This is a genomic window from Novosphingobium pentaromativorans US6-1, from assembly GCF_000767465.1.
Classification (GTDB): domain Bacteria; phylum Pseudomonadota; class Alphaproteobacteria; order Sphingomonadales; family Sphingomonadaceae; genus Novosphingobium; species Novosphingobium pentaromativorans.
In genome coordinates this window covers 26,370-43,898 of the sequence record NZ_CP009291.1, presented here as the reverse complement: position 1 = coordinate 43,898, position 17,529 = coordinate 26,370, and the positions used below count along the sequence as shown (strand labels likewise).

The window sequence follows — 17,529 nt, the reverse complement described above, 5'->3', positions numbered from 1 at the left end:
TCACCAGAGCCCGGCTGATGCTCCAGCCAAGTACGCAAAACCTGCGGCAATCACGAGCAGGACTGTGATCGTGAGCTTCCGGCCCCAAGGATCGGCCCAGGACTTCTTGATCCGATACTCCATCAGCCGATTATCGCGGATCGCCTGATCGAGTTCCGAGAAGCCCTCCCAACTTTGGGAGCGCTGTTGCTTGGTTGCGTCGATATCGAATTTGGCCATGATCGCATTCATCTCACTTCTCCTCAGAACATATCGGAAACAAGTGATCAAAGACAGAAAAATCGTCGTACCGTCTTGCGATGACCATTTTCGCAGCCTCCACTCCCTTCAACGTCATTTGCTACGATGTCCGGGATCCCGCTTAGACAAAAGGGAAAAGGTATAAGGCAATACTGTAGCTATCCGTTCCCTTTGATCGAACGACAAAGGTCGGTTAAGCCATTCGCGTCCAAGCGTGCTGATAGCGCATCTTTTTGCAGCAAATCCTCGGTCAAGTAGGGATGGAATTTCTCAAACAACAGGTTCGGCGAATGCGCAAATAGGTCCACCTCTTTGCCATCTGCCAGGGTCGAAAGTGCGTCGATCAACTGCGGGCTTTCATCCTTCCCGAACACTTCGAGAAACCCATCGTGTGTCTGCACTGTAAAGCCGCTCGCCCGAAGAGCGAGTGCCAAGGTCGTTGTCCGAACGGAACCCGTTTTCGTCGCTATGACAGCAGCGTTGTCGCTGAGCTGGGCAATCGTTCCGGGGTCAAATAGCAGTTGGCCGTAATTGCTGCGTGCCTCGTCGAGTAGCTCCAGCGCAGTCGCATCAAGGTAGATCGGGCGCTTTTGTCCCTCCAGAACATCGAACATACGCTGGATCACCCGGTCATGGATGTTGCCAGGGTCGCCCCCAAAGATGGGCGGCACTCCGGCTTTCGCCGGTGCAACCAGGATGACACGATCCCGGTCGAGCACTTCCTGCACCAGCCAGCGCCTGCCCGAAAAAATGAGAAGCATTCCGGGCGCAATCATGTTGTCGATGGGAAGCGTTCCAAGCTCCTTACCGCCGGAAATCAGCCGGTATTCCTCAGGTGTCTGGAACACGGCATAGAAGCTATAGTGCTCAACCAGCTTTTCGCCATTGGCACCGAGCAGCAAAAGTCCATCACTGGTTTGCTCAATAAGCGCGACCTCAGCTTGCCCGAGTGCTCGCAAAACACCCAGGAACAGCTGTGTATCGACCTGACGGAATGGCCCGATCTGGCAGAGAATCCCGTAGAGTTGCTGCGCACGTATTCCGCCTCGCTCGGCGATCACCGAGAGGATTTGGTGAACGAGGGTCGAAAGGTGAAGGGCCTCGCGTTGCGGCGGTTCACACCAGCCTTCCAAAAGCAATTCGATCATCGCAATGGCCCGCACCATCCCAAGGCGAAGACGGTCCGAAAAATTGCTGGTTGGCGTGAGCTTCGCCTCGACTGCGTATTGCCGAAGGATGGCTGGCCTGCCCGGTCGCCGCCCTGATCGGCCAAGCCTTTGCCTGAGCGATGCGACGCTGAACGGTGCGCCAATCTGGCCGACACAAGTTACATCGCCAATATCAATTCCTAATTCCAGCGTGGAAGTGCAGATGGCAGTCGTCGGCGCAGTACCATCTTTCAGACGGCGTTCGACGAAGTCTCGATGCTCGCGCGATAGACTGGCGTGGTGAGGGTAAAACTCCTGCGGCAGGTGTTCCTTTTCGCAAAGTGCGCGTAATCGATCTGAGTAGATTTCAACTGCCTGACGCGCTCCGCCAAAGACAAGATTGTCGCTGCCTCTCAGGTGTTCGAATAGATGCTGAGCAATGGCATCCGTCGCTGAAGGGCCATCGTCGTACTTGTCGCCAGCAACGTATCCACGGAGCTGAAGCTGCAATTCGGCTGATCCGCCTTCGGCAATGACCTGCTCGACTTCGCCAGGGCTGTCAGGACGAAGATAGGCCTTTGCCAGCTCCATATCTCCGAGTGTGGCCGACAAACCGACCCGGCGAATAGGTCTCTTGAGAGCAATTTCGAGACGCGTGAGAAGCGAACGCATCTGGATACCGCGCTCACTGTCGAGGACCGAATGCAATTCATCGAGAATGACTGCGCGCGTCGCGCCAAATAGCCTCGGAATCTCCAATCCGCGTCGAATGAATAGCGCTTCAAGTGACTCCGGGGTGATTAGCAGCACGCCCTTCGGTCGTTTGGTTGCCTTAGCCTTCACCGATGACGAAACGTCGCCATGCCACGGCGTAATAGGCAAGTCTGTATCGCGACAGATGTCTTCAAGTCGCCGCGCTTGGTCGGTGATAAGCGCCTTCAGCGGTGCGACATACAGAACATCAAATCCGGAGTTCTCACTGGGTTCATCGAGCACCTGGGACAGTAGCGGGAGAAATGCGGCTTCAGTCTTGCCTCCGGCGGTGCTGGCAGCGACAATCAGGTCGCGATTGCCGTCCACAAGCACGTGCGTTGCGCGCGCCTGAATATCGCGCAGTTCCTTCCAGCCTTGCTGACGAATCCATTTCTGGATCGGTCGAGCTAGCTTGTCGAACGCCGTGCTCACAGTCGGAAGCTGGCTAGCTCGTCACTCTCGGGAACAGCGCCAGCGCTCTCATCCACGTCGCTCATGTCGTCACCGGAATCCTCCGCCACTTCTAGCTCTTCGATGAGGTCCGACCATTCGACGCCTGGGTTTTGTTCGAGCACCGCCAAGAGATTCACGAAAGCCGTGACTGTGTTCCGGGGGGTTCTGAAATAGGCCTCCCCGATCCTGTCCGAGCAGTGTGCCATGAACGCTTCCAAGGCGTTGTCTGGCAGGATTGCTTCATCGCCCTGCATGACGGCGCGAATGTTGGCCAGGAGCACGAACAGGTCTTCGGGCGTAAGGCTGGCTAGTCGAATGACCGGTCCGGAGAAGTCGACCAGTCCGTCGCGCACAAAGGTGTTCTCTGCGAGGCGAGATTGGAGGGCCTCATAGCTGTAGAGGCCGCGCCGCGTATTCATGAGGAATTCCGGCGTTCCTCCCATGAGGAACCCAAGGTTCTCCGCGCTCCCTTGTAGAACGTCGTTCAGGATGCGCAGGATTTGCTCATAGTTGGCATTGCGGGCTTGCGATGAAGTCAGCTTGTAGAGGTTTACCATCTCGTCGAGGCCAACGAGCAAGCCCTTGTAGCCCGCCACACAGACGAATGCGGACATCAGTTTGAGGTGGTCGTAGACGCTGGCGTCATTGACGATGGTGCGAACACCAAGGGCCTTACGGGCATCGGTTTTGGTCGCAAATTCGCCGCGTAGCCATCGGATCGCTGCCGATTTGAGCTCTTCATCGCCGGTTTCGTGTCCCTCCCAATACCGGCGGATCACCTGCGCGAAGTCGAAGCCACCTGTCAGCTCCTCGAAATGAGTAAGGCGCTGGCGAATGACCTCGTCTGTCGATTGTTCTTGCGCTTCGGCGTCGTGGTGGGCCTGGCTGACAAATCGCTCAACAACATTCGACAATGCACCGCCATCTGGCTTGGTACGGGTGGCAAGATTTCGCGCCATCTCCGCGTAGAGGCCTCGTGCTTGCCCGCCGGTCGCGTGGATGCGTCGATCCGGGGCAAGGTCGGCAAACATGACGACCAATCCCTTTTCGAGCGCGACAAGCCGGATGAGGTTCATGAAGAAGGTCTTGCCGGAGCCATACTCGCCGATGATAAAGCGAATTGCAGAGCCGCCCTCGGCGATCCGGTCCATGTCCTTGACGAGTTCCTCGATCTCTCTCGCGCGTCCGACCTGGATGTGCCGAAGCCCCAGTTTGGGAACAACCCCTGCGCGTAGCGCTTGCACAATCGCGTCGCGTTCGCGCGGCTTCAGTCTCGACATGAATTAATCCCCCTTTGCCATCTCGGCCCTCAACGTATCGGCTATGTCCGGCGATACGTCATATCCGTCATATTCATCGAGCAATGCTTCATCGAATTTTTCGAAAGCCCATTCGTTGATTGCTTCCAGCGCGCCAGAAGGCATCAGACCCTGCTTTCCAGCAAGCTCGTCAAACTCTTCGTCGGTCCAATGTTCGCGCTGGATTATCTGCCCCACAAGCAATGCGTGCTTTGCATCGAGGCCAGTCATTGACGATGGAAGTGCATGTGCTGCGGTGGCCTCGTCGCTCACGTCTTCATCGGTCGAGAAAATCTCGCCCAGAACGCTTGAAACGCGCTCGGTGTCATTTCGGATGGCGGCAATACGCGCCGCATCGAGGGAGGCCGCCTTTGCCTTTGGTTCATCAGGGATTTGTTCGCCGGGGACCTCCGCTTCGGCGGCCTTGACCCGGACAGGGCCATCGGCAACGTCTCCGGCATGAAGGTCAGCGTAGACGAGACCAGCATCGATTCCTAATGCCTTGTAAATTTTCTCAATACTGGCGACTTCATCGGACTGAATAACGCCATCAGCATGGGCAATCGCGACAACTGCCGCGCGCAAAGCGAGATGATGCTCTGCATCTGCATCTTTCAGCTTACTGCGCAGCCATGACATGTCCGGTGGAACATCGAGATACCATTCGAGGTTGGCGTGAAGTCGCTTTCGTTCTAGCTCTGTCAGCCCTTTAGTTGCCTCGACCTTGTTGCGGAGGGCTCGGCGCTCTGCTCCCACGATCTTACTATCGGCATGTGCCACGAAGGTCGCTAGTGCCAATTCGAACAACTCTGATCGATATGCCGGGGAGACATCCTCCAGTTGCTCGACCGTCACGCCCAGCTCGAAGATCACGACCGGTTCGTCAATCTTCGGCCCACGCAGCGAAAATCTCGGGTCAGGAGCCATGCCGAAACCGATCCGTGCGAGTGCGTCCGCTGCGCCAGTCAAGTTCCGTTTGCCGAGCTTCTCTGGTGTTACTCCTTCCAGCCGCGAGATCACATCAACCGCCGGAATCAACCCACCCGCTGTAACTTGCTCGTGAGCCCAGGTTTTTAGTTCTTCCAATTCACCTGAAGGGAAAAGGCTCCAAAGCTCAGCAGGTAGCAGCGCCTGCGCTTCGATAGTCCCCCGGCCATTAGGATTTCGCCCAAGGTATCGGCTGAATTTATCCAGTTCATCCATTGCCTCATCTGCGATCTTTTGTGCTTTCTGCACTGGGGATCGCAAATCGGACACATCAGGGATTGCTACATCTCCGCCATCTCCCGCCGTGAGATTAACGGAGCAATTGAACTCGCTGGATGCCGCACGATAGTCCATTTTCAACAGTTTACGAGGTGTTCGAACCTTTAAGCCATCAGGGTACAGCGCGTCGAACTTCAATTTGAAAAGTGCCTTGAATTCGTCACCGCAACGCTCAGCTGGAGTGCGAAGGCGTCGCTCTGGGTGGCAATGCAGCCAGAGATGCAGCCACTCGGCATCAAAGGCTTTGCCTTCGGCGATCATGCCGCCGAGTGCGAACTTCAGCGAAAATGGCAAATCCCAGCTACGGTTCTCAAGGATCGTCTGCTTAAGTGTCGCATCGTCCAAGGAGATGCCGCCCATCGCCATGATACGCGCGATGTCGAGGAACTCGCCGAGATACCGTTGGGCGGAGTAGTTATCTGCGAAAAGAACCTTCAGGCGTTCCACCTCAGCAACTATTTCTTGCTTCTCATCGTCGGGTGGTTGGTCGACCAGAAACCTGCGCTCCAGACCATAGAAGAACAGGAACATGTAGCCGGGGTTGATCGTCCCATCTTGGCGACCATCGGCCAGCCAGTCGAGATAGGTGGCCCTGCAAACGGCAGGAATGCTCGAATACCCTGGCCAATATGACATGCTATCGCCATTCTTGTCCGACCCAAAGCGGGCAACGGAAAGCGAAGGGTCGATATACGCTCGACAACTCTCACCATAGTAGGAAGAGCCAATTCGCGGAGGGGTGCCGACGTAGACCATCCCATCGATCGTGCGATCTGCAATGGTGACGGATTGCCCTTTGCGCACCCAACCTTGCGACCTTGCCGACGGCTTTTCCTTCGGCTTTTTTGGCTGCGAATGCTGATTCAGAAATTGGTCTGGCGGGCTTCGCCGCACCTGCTTTTCAGCAGCTCTTCGTTCCGCCGCCGCTGCAAGTTCGGCTCGTGCTTGCCGACCAGCTGTATCCATCCGGTGAGGACCGCGGCGCGATAGCTACACGCCCTATTTTGTGATGATGCGCTTTGCGGCGGCGTTGCGTTTGGCGGCGATACGGCCGAGCGCGACCTGGATGGGGAAGATATCCAGTTCCTCTGGGTCATAGTCGTCGAGCCAGCGGCAGATGTCAGCATGTTCCTCGTGCGCGGGATCGGACCTCGCATCGAGCATTTCGTAGAAGCCGCTAATCCCTCCGCAATCTTCGGGCGGGCAATTACGCTCGCCGGCGATGAAGCGCGGGTAGGCTATGGCCGGGTCGCCCTGGCGAACATCACTCAGGGTCAGCGTGTGCTGCCAATTGTCACCAAAGTCGTAGGAATAGGCGATCCTGATGGTGCCCGGGGTCAGGATATCACGCAGACGAACCCTCGAGGCATTTTTGGGCAGCGGAGTGCCCCAGCCGTCATCCATCGGGATGCCGTATGCCTGGCCGTCGATGACCATCTCCCAGAGATGATAGTCGAACCAGCCCATCGCGGCCTGGACGATGTCATGCAGGACCTTGAGGGTGATCGAGGTCGGCACTTCGACCTGCCGCCAGATCGGCGGATCGCTGTCCTTGAGGTCGATGCGCAGCGTTGCGATTTGCGTGAAGCTGTCGATGGCCGTGGGCCTCTGCATGGATCGAGCGGTCATGCCGCCTGCGATAGCACTCCTGCGTTCGCACGCCAGTTCCAGGGCAGCAGTTCATCGATCCGGTGCGCGGGATGTCCGGCGATGCGCGCGAGGACATCGGCCAGCCACGCCTGCGGATCCACGTCGTTAAGCCGGGCCGTCTGGATCAGCGTGTAGAGCACAGCCGCGCGCTGGCCGCCGCGATCCGAACCGCAGAACAGCCATGCCTTGCGTCCGAGTGGTACACAGCGCAGCGCCCGTTCGGCGGCGTTGTTCGTGATGCAGATACGGCCATCGACGAGGAACCGGGTAAAGGCATCCCAGCGCCGGAGCATGTAGCCTATCGCCTTCGCCAGATCATGGCTGCGCGACAGCTTCGCGAGCTGCGCGGTGAGCCAGGCGTGCAAATCCGCCATCAGCGGCGCGCTGCGTTCCTGCCGGAGTGCAACGCGCTCGGCTGCCGTCTTGCCATTGATGCCGCGCTCGATCTCGAACAGGGCATCGAGGCGCTGCACGGCCTCCAGCGCAATCGGGTAGATCATGCCGGTGTGCTCGCCGCGGCTTCTCCTGCGCGCGGCTCCCTCGACATCGGCCAGCTCGAAGAATTTGCGGCGTGCATGCGCGAAGCAGCCCGCCTCGATCACGGGTGCTGGCTGACGACCGGGCGCGTAAAGCTCGTTGTAGCCGCCATAGGCATCGGCCTGCAGAATCCCTGCCCAGGATGCCAGATGCGCCCGAGGATGCTCGCCGCGCCGGTCGCGCGAATAGTGGAACAGGGCCGCTGGCGGATCGCAGCCGGCGAAGGGTCGGTCATCGCGCACATAGACCCACAGGCGCGCCGTATCGGTCTTGCCCTTCGCCATGACCGGCACGGTGGTATCGTCGCCGTGGATCCGGGTTGCATCCAGCACATGGGTCTCGATCCGCCGGTAGAGCGGCATGAGTGCGAAGGCGGCGGCACCGACCTGGTCGGCCAATGTCGAGGTGCTGAGCGCAACGCCTTCGCGGGCAAAGCGCTCGGCCTGCCGGTTGAGGGGCTGGTGCTGGCCGTACTTCTCGAACAATAGCATGGCGAGAAAGCTGGGGCCCGCCCATCCGCGTGGCACGACATGGAACGGCGCCGGGGGCTGCATAATCATCTCGCAGTCCCGGCAGGAGAACTTCTCGCGCACCGTCTGGATCACCTTCCACTGGCGCGGGATCACTTCCAGAGTCTCGGTGATATCCTCGCCCAGCTTCGACAGGCGCGCGCCGCCGCAGGACGGGCACAAACAGGGCGCGGGGATGACGACGCGTTCGCGCGGCAGATGTTCGGGGAACGGCTTGCGGCTCGGGCGCTTGCGGTCGAAGGCGGCGACCTCGCTCGTCTTCGCCGCAGCGGCTTCGGCAGCGCAATCATTCTCGCAGGCATCGGCCTCGAGATCTTCAAGCTGCAATTCCAGCTGATCGAGCAGATGGCGGCTGCGTTCGGCGCTGGCGCCATATTGCTCGCGTCGCAGCCTGGCGATCTGCAGTTTGAGGTGGGCGATCAGCGCCTCGATCGCACTCTCGCGGGCCTTGGCCTTGGCAAGGCGGGCCTCGGCATCATCGGCGCGCAAGACCGCGGCGGCCAGTAGCGCCTTGAGCGCTTCGACGTCGTCCGGAAGGGGCGATACGGCCTTGTCCATGAGGGGCATGGAATCACAGATCGGCCTCCGGTCAAAGCCAAAAATGCGCTAGCCAACGAAGAAAATGCCGCACCTATCCGGCGCTCTGCGGACGCCACGAATACTGGGGATTACGCCAGTCGATCCCCTCCAGCAGGCAGGACAATTGCGCATTGGTCAGCGAGACCATGCCTTCCCGAGCCGAGGGCCAGACGAAGCGCCCCTTCTCGAGCCGTTTGGCATAGAGCGACATGCCGATGCCGTCGTGCCAGATGATCTTGATCAGCGATCCGGTCCGTCCGCGAAACACGAACAGGTCGCCGCCATGCGGATCGCGCTTCAGGCCCTGCTGAACCTGCAAGGCCAGCCCCTGCATGCCCTTGCGCATGTCCGTGTGGCCCATCGCGATCCAGACTCTCGCGCCCGATGGGATCATCGCAGCGCCTTCAATGTCGCCGAAACCAGCGTAGCCGATGCAGACGACGAAATACGCACGCAGCAACCTTCGCCCAGTTCGACCGTGATCGCGGCGCACGGATCATGATCGGCAGGCTGCTCATCATCGGCGAGCACGGCCTGGGCGAAGGTCATCTCCGGTACCGGCAATGACGCAGCTGCCGACTGTTCCCGCAATTTGCGACGCCATGTATAGATCAGGCTGGTCGAAACGTCGCGCCGCCGGGATACGTCAGCAACGCAGGCACCCGGCGCAAAGGCCTCGGCGAGGATCTCAAGCCGCTCTTCCTCGCTCCAACGCCGCCGACGCTCCGGCCCCGTCATCACCGTGATCTGACCCATGCTCCGCTCCTAAGCTCGCTCATACGAGCGCTCTTAAGACCGGTCGTTCACCCGCCGGACAAGGCGGGGCTCACCGGATGGGTACGACCAGCTCGAATAAGCTCGGCATTATTCTGTCGTGGTTGGTATGCTCCAGGTTCGCTCGGTTGTTTGTCTTCTTTCCCCAGCGGGACAGGGCTATTTGCGAGATTCTCCCGCTCTGAGATCTTGGTCGCGCGACGCTTTTCGTACCACCAGACAAAAGCAATCGGCGCGAGAAGAGCGAACAGCGCTTCGATCGCATCGGGCAGACTGTCCAATGCGATTGCCGCGATTATTATGCAAACAAAGAAAGAGACGGCGTAAAGCCCGATAATGCGGATGATTTTCCAGACAATCGACATATGCACTGCCTGCCATTTTGCGAATGAGAGGTCACGCTGATTTTCTGTTCTCAGAGCTACTTCTGACCACGCACGTTGGTATCACCCGCAATGACATCTCGTTGTGTCACCTCTTCGCGCGTGCCAGACGAAAGAGTTCCGCCTGCGCGAGCGCATCGTTGAGCGGATCGTGATCGCCTTCCAGGGCTGCACCCAACTGCTCGCGCATCTTGCTTGAGCGGGTCGCCTCCCAGCTCGTTCCGGCAGATCCCATGTAGTAGGCCTTGATGTCGAGGGCGGTGAAGCCGAACGGATTGTGGCGAAGAAAACGGTGAAAATAGTAGTTCACGAAGGACCAGTCGAAAGGCGCGTTGAAGCCGACAAATACGGGGGTGCCAGTCTCTCCGGCCATCTGGCCAACCCAGCTCTCGAAGCGCTCCATGGCTTGGACGGGCTCTAGCCCGGTGTGTTGCAGGATCTCGAGCGATAAGCCGCTGACCTCAAGCGCCTTGGGATCGGCTTGGTCTGTGATCGGCTTCAGTAGGCATTCGAAACGTTGTTCGGGCCTATCGACGGCGCAGGCGCCAATCGAGAGCAGACTGAATTCACCGGGGATCGGCCCCGATGTCTCAACATCGACCGATATGAATATCTCCTCGGACACAGTCATCAGATCAAAGGCTCCGGGGAGACCAGGGGCGGACGATTGCGGATCGCCTGCCAGTGGGTTCGAAACGCATCCCGACGCTCCTTCAGCGATAAACTGTCATCCCAAAGGAGGCCAGAAAAGGTCGTAATGTCGAAAGGCAAGTCCGTGCCAGCACGTCCCATTACCATCGTCGGTAGCGCGCGCCCGAAAGCATAGCCGAGTTCAAGAAAGCAATTGGGGCGCCCGCCGGTGATGTCGGCCAGTACCACTCTGCTACGATGAAGCTTTTCGAAAATCTCCTGGTCGACGCGAGGATAGTCGAAGGCCTGTTCGCCATCGATCACGACAAGACGATAGCCCAATTCGCCCTCGATGATCGGGCGAACGACGGTCTCAAAATGGTCTTCGACCGGGCGATAGTCCGGGTGCTTGTTATTGAGCAGCCGGACAGCGAAGGCCCGCGGCGGCTCCAATGCTTCGAGCAGTTCGATGAATTGATTAACTCGCTCGTCGACTTTCTGCCTTGCCGGGAAGCGGATGCGATTGAGCCAGGCATGCGAATTTTGGTCGTCATTTGTGCGGAACAGACGTTCGGCTTGAGCGGGCTGCAGCCCGAACCGATAGAGCTGGCGTGCCCCTTCATGGTCTGTGGTGAGAGGCAGATCGAGCGGTATCACTGGCTTGCCCGCGGCATGATAGAGATTGGCGAGATAGAGCACTCCTTCACCGCCACCGAGCGTGATCAAGATATCGCCTGATCGCGCCTGGATTTCCATCCGCTTGCTGTTCATGTTCCATTGCGCGGCGTTTTCGACCTCGACCAGCGGGCTATCGCGCAACCGATCCCATAGCTGCGCCTGATCCTCGGGGATCTGGTCTTCGGTCTTGTAGTGCTGGACCGCGATGGCGAGCGGGCCGGCAATGTCGCCGGGGCGCCGAACGAGATTGGCATGTAGCGTCTGCCAGACAAGCCAGTCGAAACAGATCGGCATGGCGTCGGCATCGCGGCGCTTGTCGACGTCTATTGGAATGACAAAGTTGGCACCGCGCTTGATCAGCGTCCTGACAAGGCCTTCGACCAGCTGCCGCGCGGCTTCGACATCGACCTTGGTTGCGATCTTCGGATCGGGGCTGATGCTGCCTGCAATGTGGATGCGACGTCCGGCGAGCGGCAAGCGAGCCATCACCGATCCTCCATAACCGGCGAGGCCTTGAGGGTCTGCGCTGCCTCGATCAGGTGATCGTAGTTCAACGCCTGCGCCGGAAAGGCCATGGACAAGGCGCGGGGATAGAGGCGGGTGCGAATGTCCGAATAGGTCCAGGCGGGGTTATCGTTCTGCTCGCCCGTCGCCTTGACAAGTGCCTCAAGTTGTATCGCGTCGAGTTCGAGCGCGCCGAGGTCCATTTCGAACAGCGCCTTGCGCTGCTCTGCGTCCGGTCGACGGAATTCCTCGATGATCGCTGCGCGGCGCCGCAGGGCCGGGTCGAGGACCGAGAGGCGGTTGGTGCAGAGGAAAACAACGACGCGGCCGCCATAGTCACGCAGTCGATCAACGCCTTGGATGAGCGTATTAACCGCTACCTTGTCTTCATGGTGGCTGTGCTCCTGCACGCGGGAGGCACCGAGACTGTCGCCCTCGTCGATGATCAGAATGGCGCGGCGATGCTTGCCAGCCGATTGCGCTACCTTATGGAAGGCATCGGCCAAGAGCGTGCCCATTTCACCGACGAGGCCGCCGCCACGAACGCGGTTGCTGAGCTTGAAGAGGATCGAATCCTCGCTGCGGGATTCGGCAACAAGGCGATTGGCGATACATTCAGCCATAGCGGTCTTGCCGGTCCCGATATCGCCATGAAATATCACGAGCGGATATTGTTCGGCGACAAGCTCGGTCACCGCAAGCTTGCCCTTGTGGTGCTTATTGTTCCACGCCTGCAGTTCGCCGCTATTGAGCAACAGGCGCAGCTGGTCATGAATTTTATCGAAGCGGGGCTTGAAGCCCAGCAGGGTCTTCTCCCGCGCGAACAGCAGTTCGTCGGGGAGCGCCGTCTCTTTCTCGAAGGGGCTTGGTTCGCTCATGCTGCCCAGTCCTTGCGCTGCACGCCATAGCTGTTGCTGGCATAGTCTCGCCCACCCTTGTTGGTCAGCATCCAGTGGCTGGTATCGTCTGTCGACTTAACCCAGTTGATGTCGAGCTTGGATTTCATTCTGGCCCGCGCTTCGTCGTCGTAGTCACTCGTATAGGAGAGGATGATGCGAAGGTAGGAATTGGCGATACGGGGCCACAAAACCCCGCCGGGGCGGCTCGACGTCCAGCTTGATGCGTCTGTATTGACCTCGAAGCGCGTGGCGCAGATTTCGGTGTCGCCGCTGAAGAGGGTGACATCGACGGATTTGAGATAGCCTTCCTTGGCGAGCAGTTCGATGTCGTGCGCATATTGGCGCGCCTTTTCGGGGGTCCATGCGCCCGTACTGTCACCGATCATCATCAGGTCGGCACGCACACGGGTGACGACCTTCTCGATATCGGCCGTGGTGTAAGTGCTGGTCCTGGTTGCGGTCTGGCTCATTGCTCAGTCCTCCGTCTTGAAGCGCGGGCCGAAAATCTCTTTCCAGACCTCATTGTCGTTTTCCGCAGAGGCGAAGCTGGCAGTTTCCCAAGCCTCGTTCGCGGCCGCGACGATGTCGCGCCGTTCCTGCTCGGACAGGCGGCTGGCCACATTGTTCTGGCTGGACACTGGATCGAGGATCACCACCGCGTCGTTGAACTCGCCGAGCGGGAGGGTGTTTTCAGGAAAGCTGATCTCGTCCAGGAGACCCGACTGGGCGATATAGAGCAGGAAATTGCGGAAGCGCTGTTCGATGCTGCCGCCAGTGCCCTGCGTATCGAGCACATGGGCCATGATCAGTTCGATGGTGAAGGATTTGAGCTTGGTAATGCTATGGTGGTTGCGCCATTTCTTGGCCATGCGCACGAGCGTGCGAAAGTCGCCGTCCACATCCTTGCGGTCGCGCACGAACTTGATCTGGCCAGGTGCGCAGGTCTCGACCGGATCGCCGGTTTGAAGGTCGAACTGCCAGCCATAGCCGGGCCGGTCGGGATCTTCGATCACCGGCACGATGTCGACGCTGAGGCCGGTGCCAGCGAAGGTGACGGTTGCGGCCTTGCGCTGGATTTCGAAGTCTTCAACCGACTTGGTCGGATATTGCTTGATCAGCAGTTCGTAGATCGTGTCGTTGAGGCTTTGCAGAGTTTCGTGGTCCGCATCCCTGTCGGCGATATAAACCACTACATCGACATCAACCGGGTCGACCGAAGTCTTGCGCAGGATGGTGTATTTGGCGAAGGAACCGGCCTTGACGACCTTGGTGATCTTGACCTCGGTCCGGTTGCGCAGCGACTTGCACAATTCCGTGACCAGACGGTCGACTTGCTCGTGATATTCCTTGCGCTTGTCCGCCGGCAGGCGAAGCACATTGCTGTCGTAATAGCGCAGCGCGGTATTGCTCAATGCCATTGTGGGCACTCCCTGAACATTCGCGCGCTGGCTCGCCGGTTGCGCCGGTATCGGGTCCCGGCTGCGGGGCGTTTCATCGCGCTTCGGTTTACAAACCCGATATTTTCGGGCCTCATAATTGCGCATGTAGGATAGCATTAACCCATTTCAAGGGGTTTCGGTTTACAAAAATATTTCTATATGGCATTTTGTAAACTGCATCGCAGGAGGTCGATATGATAGGACGCAAGCTCAAGGTGGCGCGCTCGGCCGCCGGCCTGTCGCTGCGCGGGCTCGCTGAGGCGATCGACAACCGCGTGTCCGCCCAGGCCATCGGCAAATATGAGCGCGACGAGGCCATGCCGGGTTCGGGTGTGCTGATTGCGCTTGCCGATGCATTGGGCGTGTCGGTCGATTATCTGCTGAGCGCAGAGGAACTCGAGCTCGAAGGGGTCGACTTTCGCAAGAAGGCGATCGCTTCGGCGCGCGAGGAAGCCCAGCTCGAAGCGCGCACGATCCATATGCTCGAACGCTATCTGGCAGTTGAGGACATGCTCAACCTGCGCAGCGTCGATTGGGAGCAGCCGCGCAGCGCGCCGCATCCGGTTGCAGATTTGCGGGATGCGGAAGACGCGGCGCGCTCGGTGCGCGAGGACTGGGGGCTGGGCAATGATCCCATTCCCAAGCTGTCGGAACTGCTGGAAGAGCGCGGGATAAAGGTGATGTCGCTCGATCTCGACGAGATCGACGGGCTGGCCGCCAAGGTTAGACGCAAAGACCGGGCTGCCTCACGAGTGATCGTCATCAAAAAGAGTTCGTGGTCCGAGCGCAAGAGATTCAATCTTGCACATGAACTTGGCCATATGGTTCTGGCACCCGAAGGCGGTGTCGACGAAGAGAAGGCAGCGCATCGCTTTGCCGGTGCCTTTCTGATGCCGGCCGATGTGCTGCGTTCAGAGGTCGGCGTTCATCGATCGTCAATCAGCATTGGCGAATTGGTTGCGCTCAAGGAACGATTTGGCGTGAGCATCCAGGCGCTGGCTTATCGCTGCAAGGACGTGGGCATCTTGAGCCAGGCGTCACTGGGAAAACTGTTCCGCATATTCGCCGAACGGGGCTGGCGCTCGCCGCCTTATGAGGAACCAGCGCGGATGGAACCTGAAGAAGAGGAGCCTCGCCGGTTCGAACGGCTGTGCTATAGAGCATTGGCAGAGCAAGTAATTGGAGAGGCTCGGGCAGCGGAACTGCTCGGCATTTCCGTGCGCGAGCTCGATGCGCGACTGGATCAGAACATGGTGTAGCCTTTGCCCGTCCTCGTTTCGGATACTTCTGTGATTATCGATCTGGAACGAGGCGGGTTTCTCGAAGACCTCTTTCGCCTGCCCTATGCATTCGCGGTTCCCGATCTGCTGTTTCACCGAGAACTGCGAGGGGAGCTAGGCGATCGATTGGTTGCACTCGGTCTGATTATCCAAGAACTTGACCCTGCCGAACTAACGCGTGCCATTGCCGTACGCCGGGAGCGCACAGTTCTATCCGCGCCCGACACCTTTGCCTTTGCGATTGCCGAGCAGCGGCGTTGGGCGCTGCTGACCGGCGATGGTGCTCTGAGGCGCCTTGCGGCCGATAGCGGAGTTGAAACGCATGGCCTGCTCTGGCTATGCGACCGCTTCGAGGAACATGAAGTGCTTGGCTATACGCAGTTGCATGCAGGGCTGACGACGATCTCGACGCATCCGCGCTGCCGATTGCCGGCAGCCGAAGTACGTGTGCGCCTCAATCGTTACTCAGTCTGACGATGCTGTCGTGACGCCCCAGGGCAGCCGGATGGCAATCGGCTCCGTTGCCATTGTCCGTAACTCCTGAATGATTGACGGTTCCGAACAGTGCAATCTGGGCAGATCAACGACCGTTTTGTTGGCGAGAGCAGACAGTAGGAGCTCAGCCCCTTTCCGCCAGAAATTGCCTCACCCGCTCCTGCGTCTTACGTCTCGGCCGGCGACCTTCGCGAAGATCCTGAACAAACCGGGGGTCCCCGACGGCCAGCCTACCAAACATGCTGGCCTTCGTACCGGTTCGCGCCAAATAACCCTCGATCTGGTCCAGGAGCTCCATCGCCTTCGACTCGCTTTCCGCTTGTGTTCTTGGTATGTTCTTATTAGGAAGGCTTCCTAGAGTCTAGGATCGAATTTCCTAGACGGATGCGATAGGACCTGCCGCGATGGAAGATGCACGCAAAGCCCTGGACGATCTGATCCAGCAACGAGGCTGTAATTACTCCTCGATCTCCCGCCTTCTTGGGCGCAACGCGGCCTACATCCAGCAATACATCCGCCGCGGCAGTCCCCGCCAACTGGACGAGCAGGACCGCTCCGTGCTCGCCCGTTTCTTCGGCGTGGACGAGAAGATCCTCGGTGCGCCCGAGCGGCGATCCGGCCCGGTCGTCGAACTGGTCCATGTACCGGTTCTCGATGTCGAAGCCTCGGCGGGGCACGGCGCTTTGGCCGAAATGGAATCCAAATGCGCCCAGTTCGGGTTCGACGAGAAGTGGCTGCGCCGTCTGACCGCAAGCAAGGCGACGAGCCTTTCGATCATCGCCGTGCACGGGGATTCGATGGAGCCGACCTTACATGACGGCGATGAAGTCATGGTCGATCTCAATGATGGACAGTCGCGGCTGCGCGACGGGATCTATGTGCTGCGCATGGATGACATGCTCAGCGTCAAGCGGGTCGCAATCGAGCCGCAAGGCAAGCGGGTCTCGGTGCTCAGCGACAATCCGGCCTATCCCAGTTGGCGCGGACTGGAGAAGCGGACGATCAATATTGTCGGCCGCGTGCTTTGGTTCGGCCGCGCGCTTCGCTAGGTAGCTCGCCAATGCTTGCCATCCTCGCTGCCTCGATCGTCGCTGCCGGCCAGACCTTTACCTGCACACCCACGCATGTCTGGGATGGCGACGGGCCCATATGGTGCGCCGAAGGCCCCCATGTCCGCATCGCCGGGATCGCCGCGCGCGAAATGGACGGAACATGCCGGACCAACCAGCCCTGCCCCGACGCGTCGGCTATCGAAACGCGCGACGCGCTCGTCGATCTTCTTGGCGGCCCTCGAGGGACAATCTCGACAGGGCACGTCGTGGTTCGTGGAGCGAGATTGACATGCCGGTCGGAAGGTTCGGCAGGAGGCAACCGGACGGCTGCCTGGTGCCGACTGCCGAACGGAGCCGATCTCTCCTGCTCGATGATCCAGACACGCACAGTGCTGCGTTGGGATCGCTACTGGAAAGGGCCCGCATGCCGCTAGGCCCGGAACTCTGTCTGACAGGCCTTCTTGCCGAAGGCCCCTTCGGACTTGAACTGCATTCGGGCGGCGGAGTGTGGGAGCTCGACACCGGGCGTGGAGCACGCCGGTTGCTCGGATGCGAAGTGGAAGTCTGCGGACGCCGCGCCGGGTTCAACGAGCTCATCTGCGATCAGATCTGGCCAGCAGGACAACTCCGCCCTCCTCGCTCCAATTTCAATATTGAACTGCTCCTCGCCAGTAGTGTCGTGGGCTATGGTTTGATCGCGTTTTTCCTCGGCCTTGTTGGACGTCTCGGCTGATGCTGAGCGATTGGGAACTCTGGGCTTGTGCCGACCAGGTCCTGAAGACCCACGGTGAAAATGCACCGCTTCATGTTGCCGAGCAGATCGGCGTGCTCGCACTGGCACGGGACGAGGCGGGCATCGCCACTTGGAAAGCCATCGCCCAACGCGTAGCGGAGCTGATGGGCAAGGATGGCCCGAACCAGCTTCAATAAACCAGAACGGC

General features: G+C 59.3%; 20 protein-coding genes. 6 read left to right on the top strand and 14 right to left on the bottom strand.

The features are described 5' to 3' along the window. The 14 genes from JI59_RS00220 to JI59_RS00155 form a co-directional block, all read right to left on the bottom strand. A complete protein-coding gene (locus tag JI59_RS00220) occupies nt 1-231 on the bottom strand; it encodes a hypothetical protein (protein ID WP_007011032.1) in 231 nt (76 codons plus the stop codon). Nucleotides 232-398: 167 nt separating this feature from the next. After that, nucleotides 399-2,573 (bottom strand): DEAD/DEAH box helicase, encoded by a 2,175-nt coding sequence (locus JI59_RS00215; RefSeq protein WP_007011033.1) that lies wholly within the window; start codon nt 2,571-2,573, stop codon nt 399-401. Then, nucleotides 2,570-3,874 (bottom strand): ATP-binding protein, encoded by a 1,305-nt coding sequence (locus tag JI59_RS00210; RefSeq protein WP_007011034.1) that lies wholly within the window; start codon nt 3,872-3,874, stop codon nt 2,570-2,572. The genes JI59_RS00215 and JI59_RS00210 overlap by 4 nt, the downstream gene beginning before the upstream one ends. Before the next feature lie 3 nt (nt 3,875-3,877). Beyond that, nucleotides 3,878-6,124, bottom strand: a complete 2,247-nt coding sequence (locus JI59_RS00205) for a tellurite resistance TerB family protein (protein ID WP_007011035.1) — start codon at nt 6,122-6,124, stop codon at nt 3,878-3,880. A gap of 33 nt (nt 6,125-6,157) precedes the next feature. Continuing rightward, nucleotides 6,158-6,787, bottom strand: a complete 630-nt coding sequence (locus JI59_RS00200) for a plasmid pRiA4b ORF-3 family protein (protein WP_238532442.1) — start codon at nt 6,785-6,787, stop codon at nt 6,158-6,160. Next, complete coding sequence (tnpC, locus tag JI59_RS00195) at nt 6,784-8,433, bottom strand: IS66 family transposase (protein ID WP_007011037.1); 1,650 nt, start codon at nt 8,431-8,433, stop codon at nt 6,784-6,786. The genes JI59_RS00200 and tnpC overlap by 4 nt, the downstream gene beginning before the upstream one ends. A 73-nt stretch (nt 8,434-8,506) precedes the next feature. After that, entirely contained in the window at nt 8,507-8,848 is a 342-nt protein-coding gene (tnpB, locus tag JI59_RS00190; protein WP_038575245.1) for an IS66 family insertion sequence element accessory protein TnpB, read from the bottom strand. After that, on the bottom strand, nt 8,845-9,210 hold the full coding sequence (gene tnpA / locus JI59_RS00185; RefSeq protein ID WP_007011039.1) for an IS66-like element accessory protein TnpA: 366 nt from the start codon (nt 9,208-9,210) through the stop codon (nt 8,845-8,847). The genes tnpB and tnpA overlap by 4 nt, the downstream gene beginning before the upstream one ends. 47 nt (nt 9,211-9,257) lie before the next feature. Next, nucleotides 9,258-9,593: a hypothetical protein gene (locus tag JI59_RS00180; RefSeq protein ID WP_038575242.1), complete on the bottom strand. Its 336-nt coding sequence runs from the start codon at nt 9,591-9,593 to the stop codon at nt 9,258-9,260. Between the two features lie 106 nt (nt 9,594-9,699). Continuing rightward, nucleotides 9,700-10,242, bottom strand: coding sequence for a 3'-5' exonuclease (locus JI59_RS00175; RefSeq protein ID WP_038575240.1), 543 nt, complete (start codon nt 10,240-10,242; stop codon nt 9,700-9,702). Then, nucleotides 10,242-11,405: a hypothetical protein gene (locus JI59_RS00170; RefSeq protein ID WP_038575238.1), complete on the bottom strand. Its 1,164-nt coding sequence runs from the start codon at nt 11,403-11,405 to the stop codon at nt 10,242-10,244. Before JI59_RS00170 ends, JI59_RS00175 begins: the two co-directional genes overlap by 1 nt. Then, complete coding sequence (locus JI59_RS00165) at nt 11,405-12,301, bottom strand: AAA family ATPase (protein WP_007011042.1); 897 nt, start codon at nt 12,299-12,301, stop codon at nt 11,405-11,407. The genes JI59_RS00170 and JI59_RS00165 overlap by 1 nt, the downstream gene beginning before the upstream one ends. Then, nucleotides 12,298-12,792, bottom strand: coding sequence for an HORMA-1 domain-containing protein (locus JI59_RS00160; RefSeq protein ID WP_007011043.1), 495 nt, complete (start codon nt 12,790-12,792; stop codon nt 12,298-12,300). The genes JI59_RS00165 and JI59_RS00160 overlap by 4 nt, the downstream gene beginning before the upstream one ends. Nucleotides 12,793-12,795: 3 nt before the next feature. Further along, the gene (locus tag JI59_RS00155; RefSeq protein ID WP_007011044.1) at nt 12,796-13,740 is read right to left on the bottom strand and encodes a CBASS oligonucleotide cyclase; all 945 of its coding nucleotides are present in this window, start codon (nt 13,738-13,740) and stop codon (nt 12,796-12,798) included. 215 nt (nt 13,741-13,955) lie between these two features. Between JI59_RS00155 and JI59_RS00150 the strand changes: the two genes are divergently transcribed. The 6 genes from JI59_RS00150 to JI59_RS00125 all read left to right on the top strand — a co-directional run bounded on the left by JI59_RS00150 (nt 13,956) and on the right by JI59_RS00125 (nt 17,518). Beyond that, a complete protein-coding gene (locus JI59_RS00150; protein ID WP_007011045.1) occupies nt 13,956-15,020 on the top strand; it encodes a helix-turn-helix domain-containing protein in 1,065 nt (354 codons plus the stop codon). A gap of 3 nt (nt 15,021-15,023) precedes the next feature. Continuing rightward, entirely contained in the window at nt 15,024-15,515 is a 492-nt protein-coding gene (locus tag JI59_RS00145) for a PIN domain-containing protein (RefSeq protein ID WP_038575236.1), read from the top strand. Nucleotides 15,516-15,940: 425 nt separating this feature from the next. Next, entirely contained in the window at nt 15,941-16,585 is a 645-nt protein-coding gene (locus JI59_RS00140) for a S24 family peptidase (protein ID WP_007011047.1), read from the top strand. An 11-nt stretch (nt 16,586-16,596) separates the two neighbouring features. Next, complete coding sequence (locus tag JI59_RS00135) at nt 16,597-17,022, top strand: thermonuclease family protein (protein WP_007011048.1); 426 nt, start codon at nt 16,597-16,599, stop codon at nt 17,020-17,022. Continuing rightward, the gene (locus JI59_RS00130; protein WP_038575234.1) at nt 17,013-17,321 is read left to right on the top strand and encodes a DUF5818 domain-containing protein; all 309 of its coding nucleotides are present in this window, start codon (nt 17,013-17,015) and stop codon (nt 17,319-17,321) included. Before JI59_RS00135 ends, JI59_RS00130 begins: the two co-directional genes overlap by 10 nt. Next, on the top strand, nt 17,321-17,518 hold the full coding sequence (locus JI59_RS00125) for a DUF6961 family protein (protein WP_007011050.1): 198 nt from the start codon (nt 17,321-17,323) through the stop codon (nt 17,516-17,518). The genes JI59_RS00130 and JI59_RS00125 overlap by 1 nt, the downstream gene beginning before the upstream one ends. Nucleotides 17,519-17,529 lie beyond the last annotated feature (11 nt).

What these genes read in the sequence shown, in the direction of transcription:
- JI59_RS00220 (WP_007011032.1), bottom strand. Translation starts at nt 231, where the DNA reads ATGAATGCGATCATGGCCAAATTCGATATCGACGCAACCAAGCAACAG.
- JI59_RS00210 (WP_007011034.1), bottom strand. Translation starts at nt 3,874, where the DNA reads ATGTCGAGACTGAAGCCGCGCGAACGCGACGCGATTGTGCAAGCGCTA.
- JI59_RS00205 (WP_007011035.1), bottom strand. Translation starts at nt 6,124, where the DNA reads ATGGATACAGCTGGTCGGCAAGCACGAGCCGAACTTGCAGCGGCGGCG.
- JI59_RS00200 (WP_238532442.1), bottom strand. Translation starts at nt 6,787, where the DNA reads ATGACCGCTCGATCCATGCAGAGGCCCACGGCCATCGACAGCTTCACG.
- tnpC (WP_007011037.1), bottom strand. Translation starts at nt 8,433, where the DNA reads ATGGACAAGGCCGTATCGCCCCTTCCGGACGACGTCGAAGCGCTCAAG.
- tnpB (WP_038575245.1), bottom strand. Translation starts at nt 8,848, where the DNA reads ATGATCCCATCGGGCGCGAGAGTCTGGATCGCGATGGGCCACACGGAC.
- tnpA (WP_007011039.1), bottom strand. Translation starts at nt 9,210, where the DNA reads ATGGGTCAGATCACGGTGATGACGGGGCCGGAGCGTCGGCGGCGTTGG.
- JI59_RS00180 (WP_038575242.1), bottom strand. Translation starts at nt 9,593, where the DNA reads ATGTCGATTGTCTGGAAAATCATCCGCATTATCGGGCTTTACGCCGTC.
- JI59_RS00175 (WP_038575240.1), bottom strand. Translation starts at nt 10,242, where the DNA reads ATGACTGTGTCCGAGGAGATATTCATATCGGTCGATGTTGAGACATCG.
- JI59_RS00170 (WP_038575238.1), bottom strand. Translation starts at nt 11,405, where the DNA reads ATGGCTCGCTTGCCGCTCGCCGGACGTCGCATCCACATTGCAGGCAGC.
- JI59_RS00165 (WP_007011042.1), bottom strand. Translation starts at nt 12,301, where the DNA reads ATGAGCGAACCAAGCCCCTTCGAGAAAGAGACGGCGCTCCCCGACGAA.
- JI59_RS00160 (WP_007011043.1), bottom strand. Translation starts at nt 12,792, where the DNA reads ATGAGCCAGACCGCAACCAGGACCAGCACTTACACCACGGCCGATATC.
- JI59_RS00155 (WP_007011044.1), bottom strand. Translation starts at nt 13,740, where the DNA reads ATGGCATTGAGCAATACCGCGCTGCGCTATTACGACAGCAATGTGCTT.
- JI59_RS00150 (WP_007011045.1), top strand. Translation starts at nt 13,956, where the DNA reads ATGATAGGACGCAAGCTCAAGGTGGCGCGCTCGGCCGCCGGCCTGTCG.
- JI59_RS00140 (WP_007011047.1), top strand. Translation starts at nt 15,941, where the DNA reads ATGGAAGATGCACGCAAAGCCCTGGACGATCTGATCCAGCAACGAGGC.
- JI59_RS00135 (WP_007011048.1), top strand. Translation starts at nt 16,597, where the DNA reads ATGCTTGCCATCCTCGCTGCCTCGATCGTCGCTGCCGGCCAGACCTTT.
- JI59_RS00130 (WP_038575234.1), top strand. Translation starts at nt 17,013, where the DNA reads ATGCCGCTAGGCCCGGAACTCTGTCTGACAGGCCTTCTTGCCGAAGGC.
- JI59_RS00125 (WP_007011050.1), top strand. Translation starts at nt 17,321, where the DNA reads ATGCTGAGCGATTGGGAACTCTGGGCTTGTGCCGACCAGGTCCTGAAG.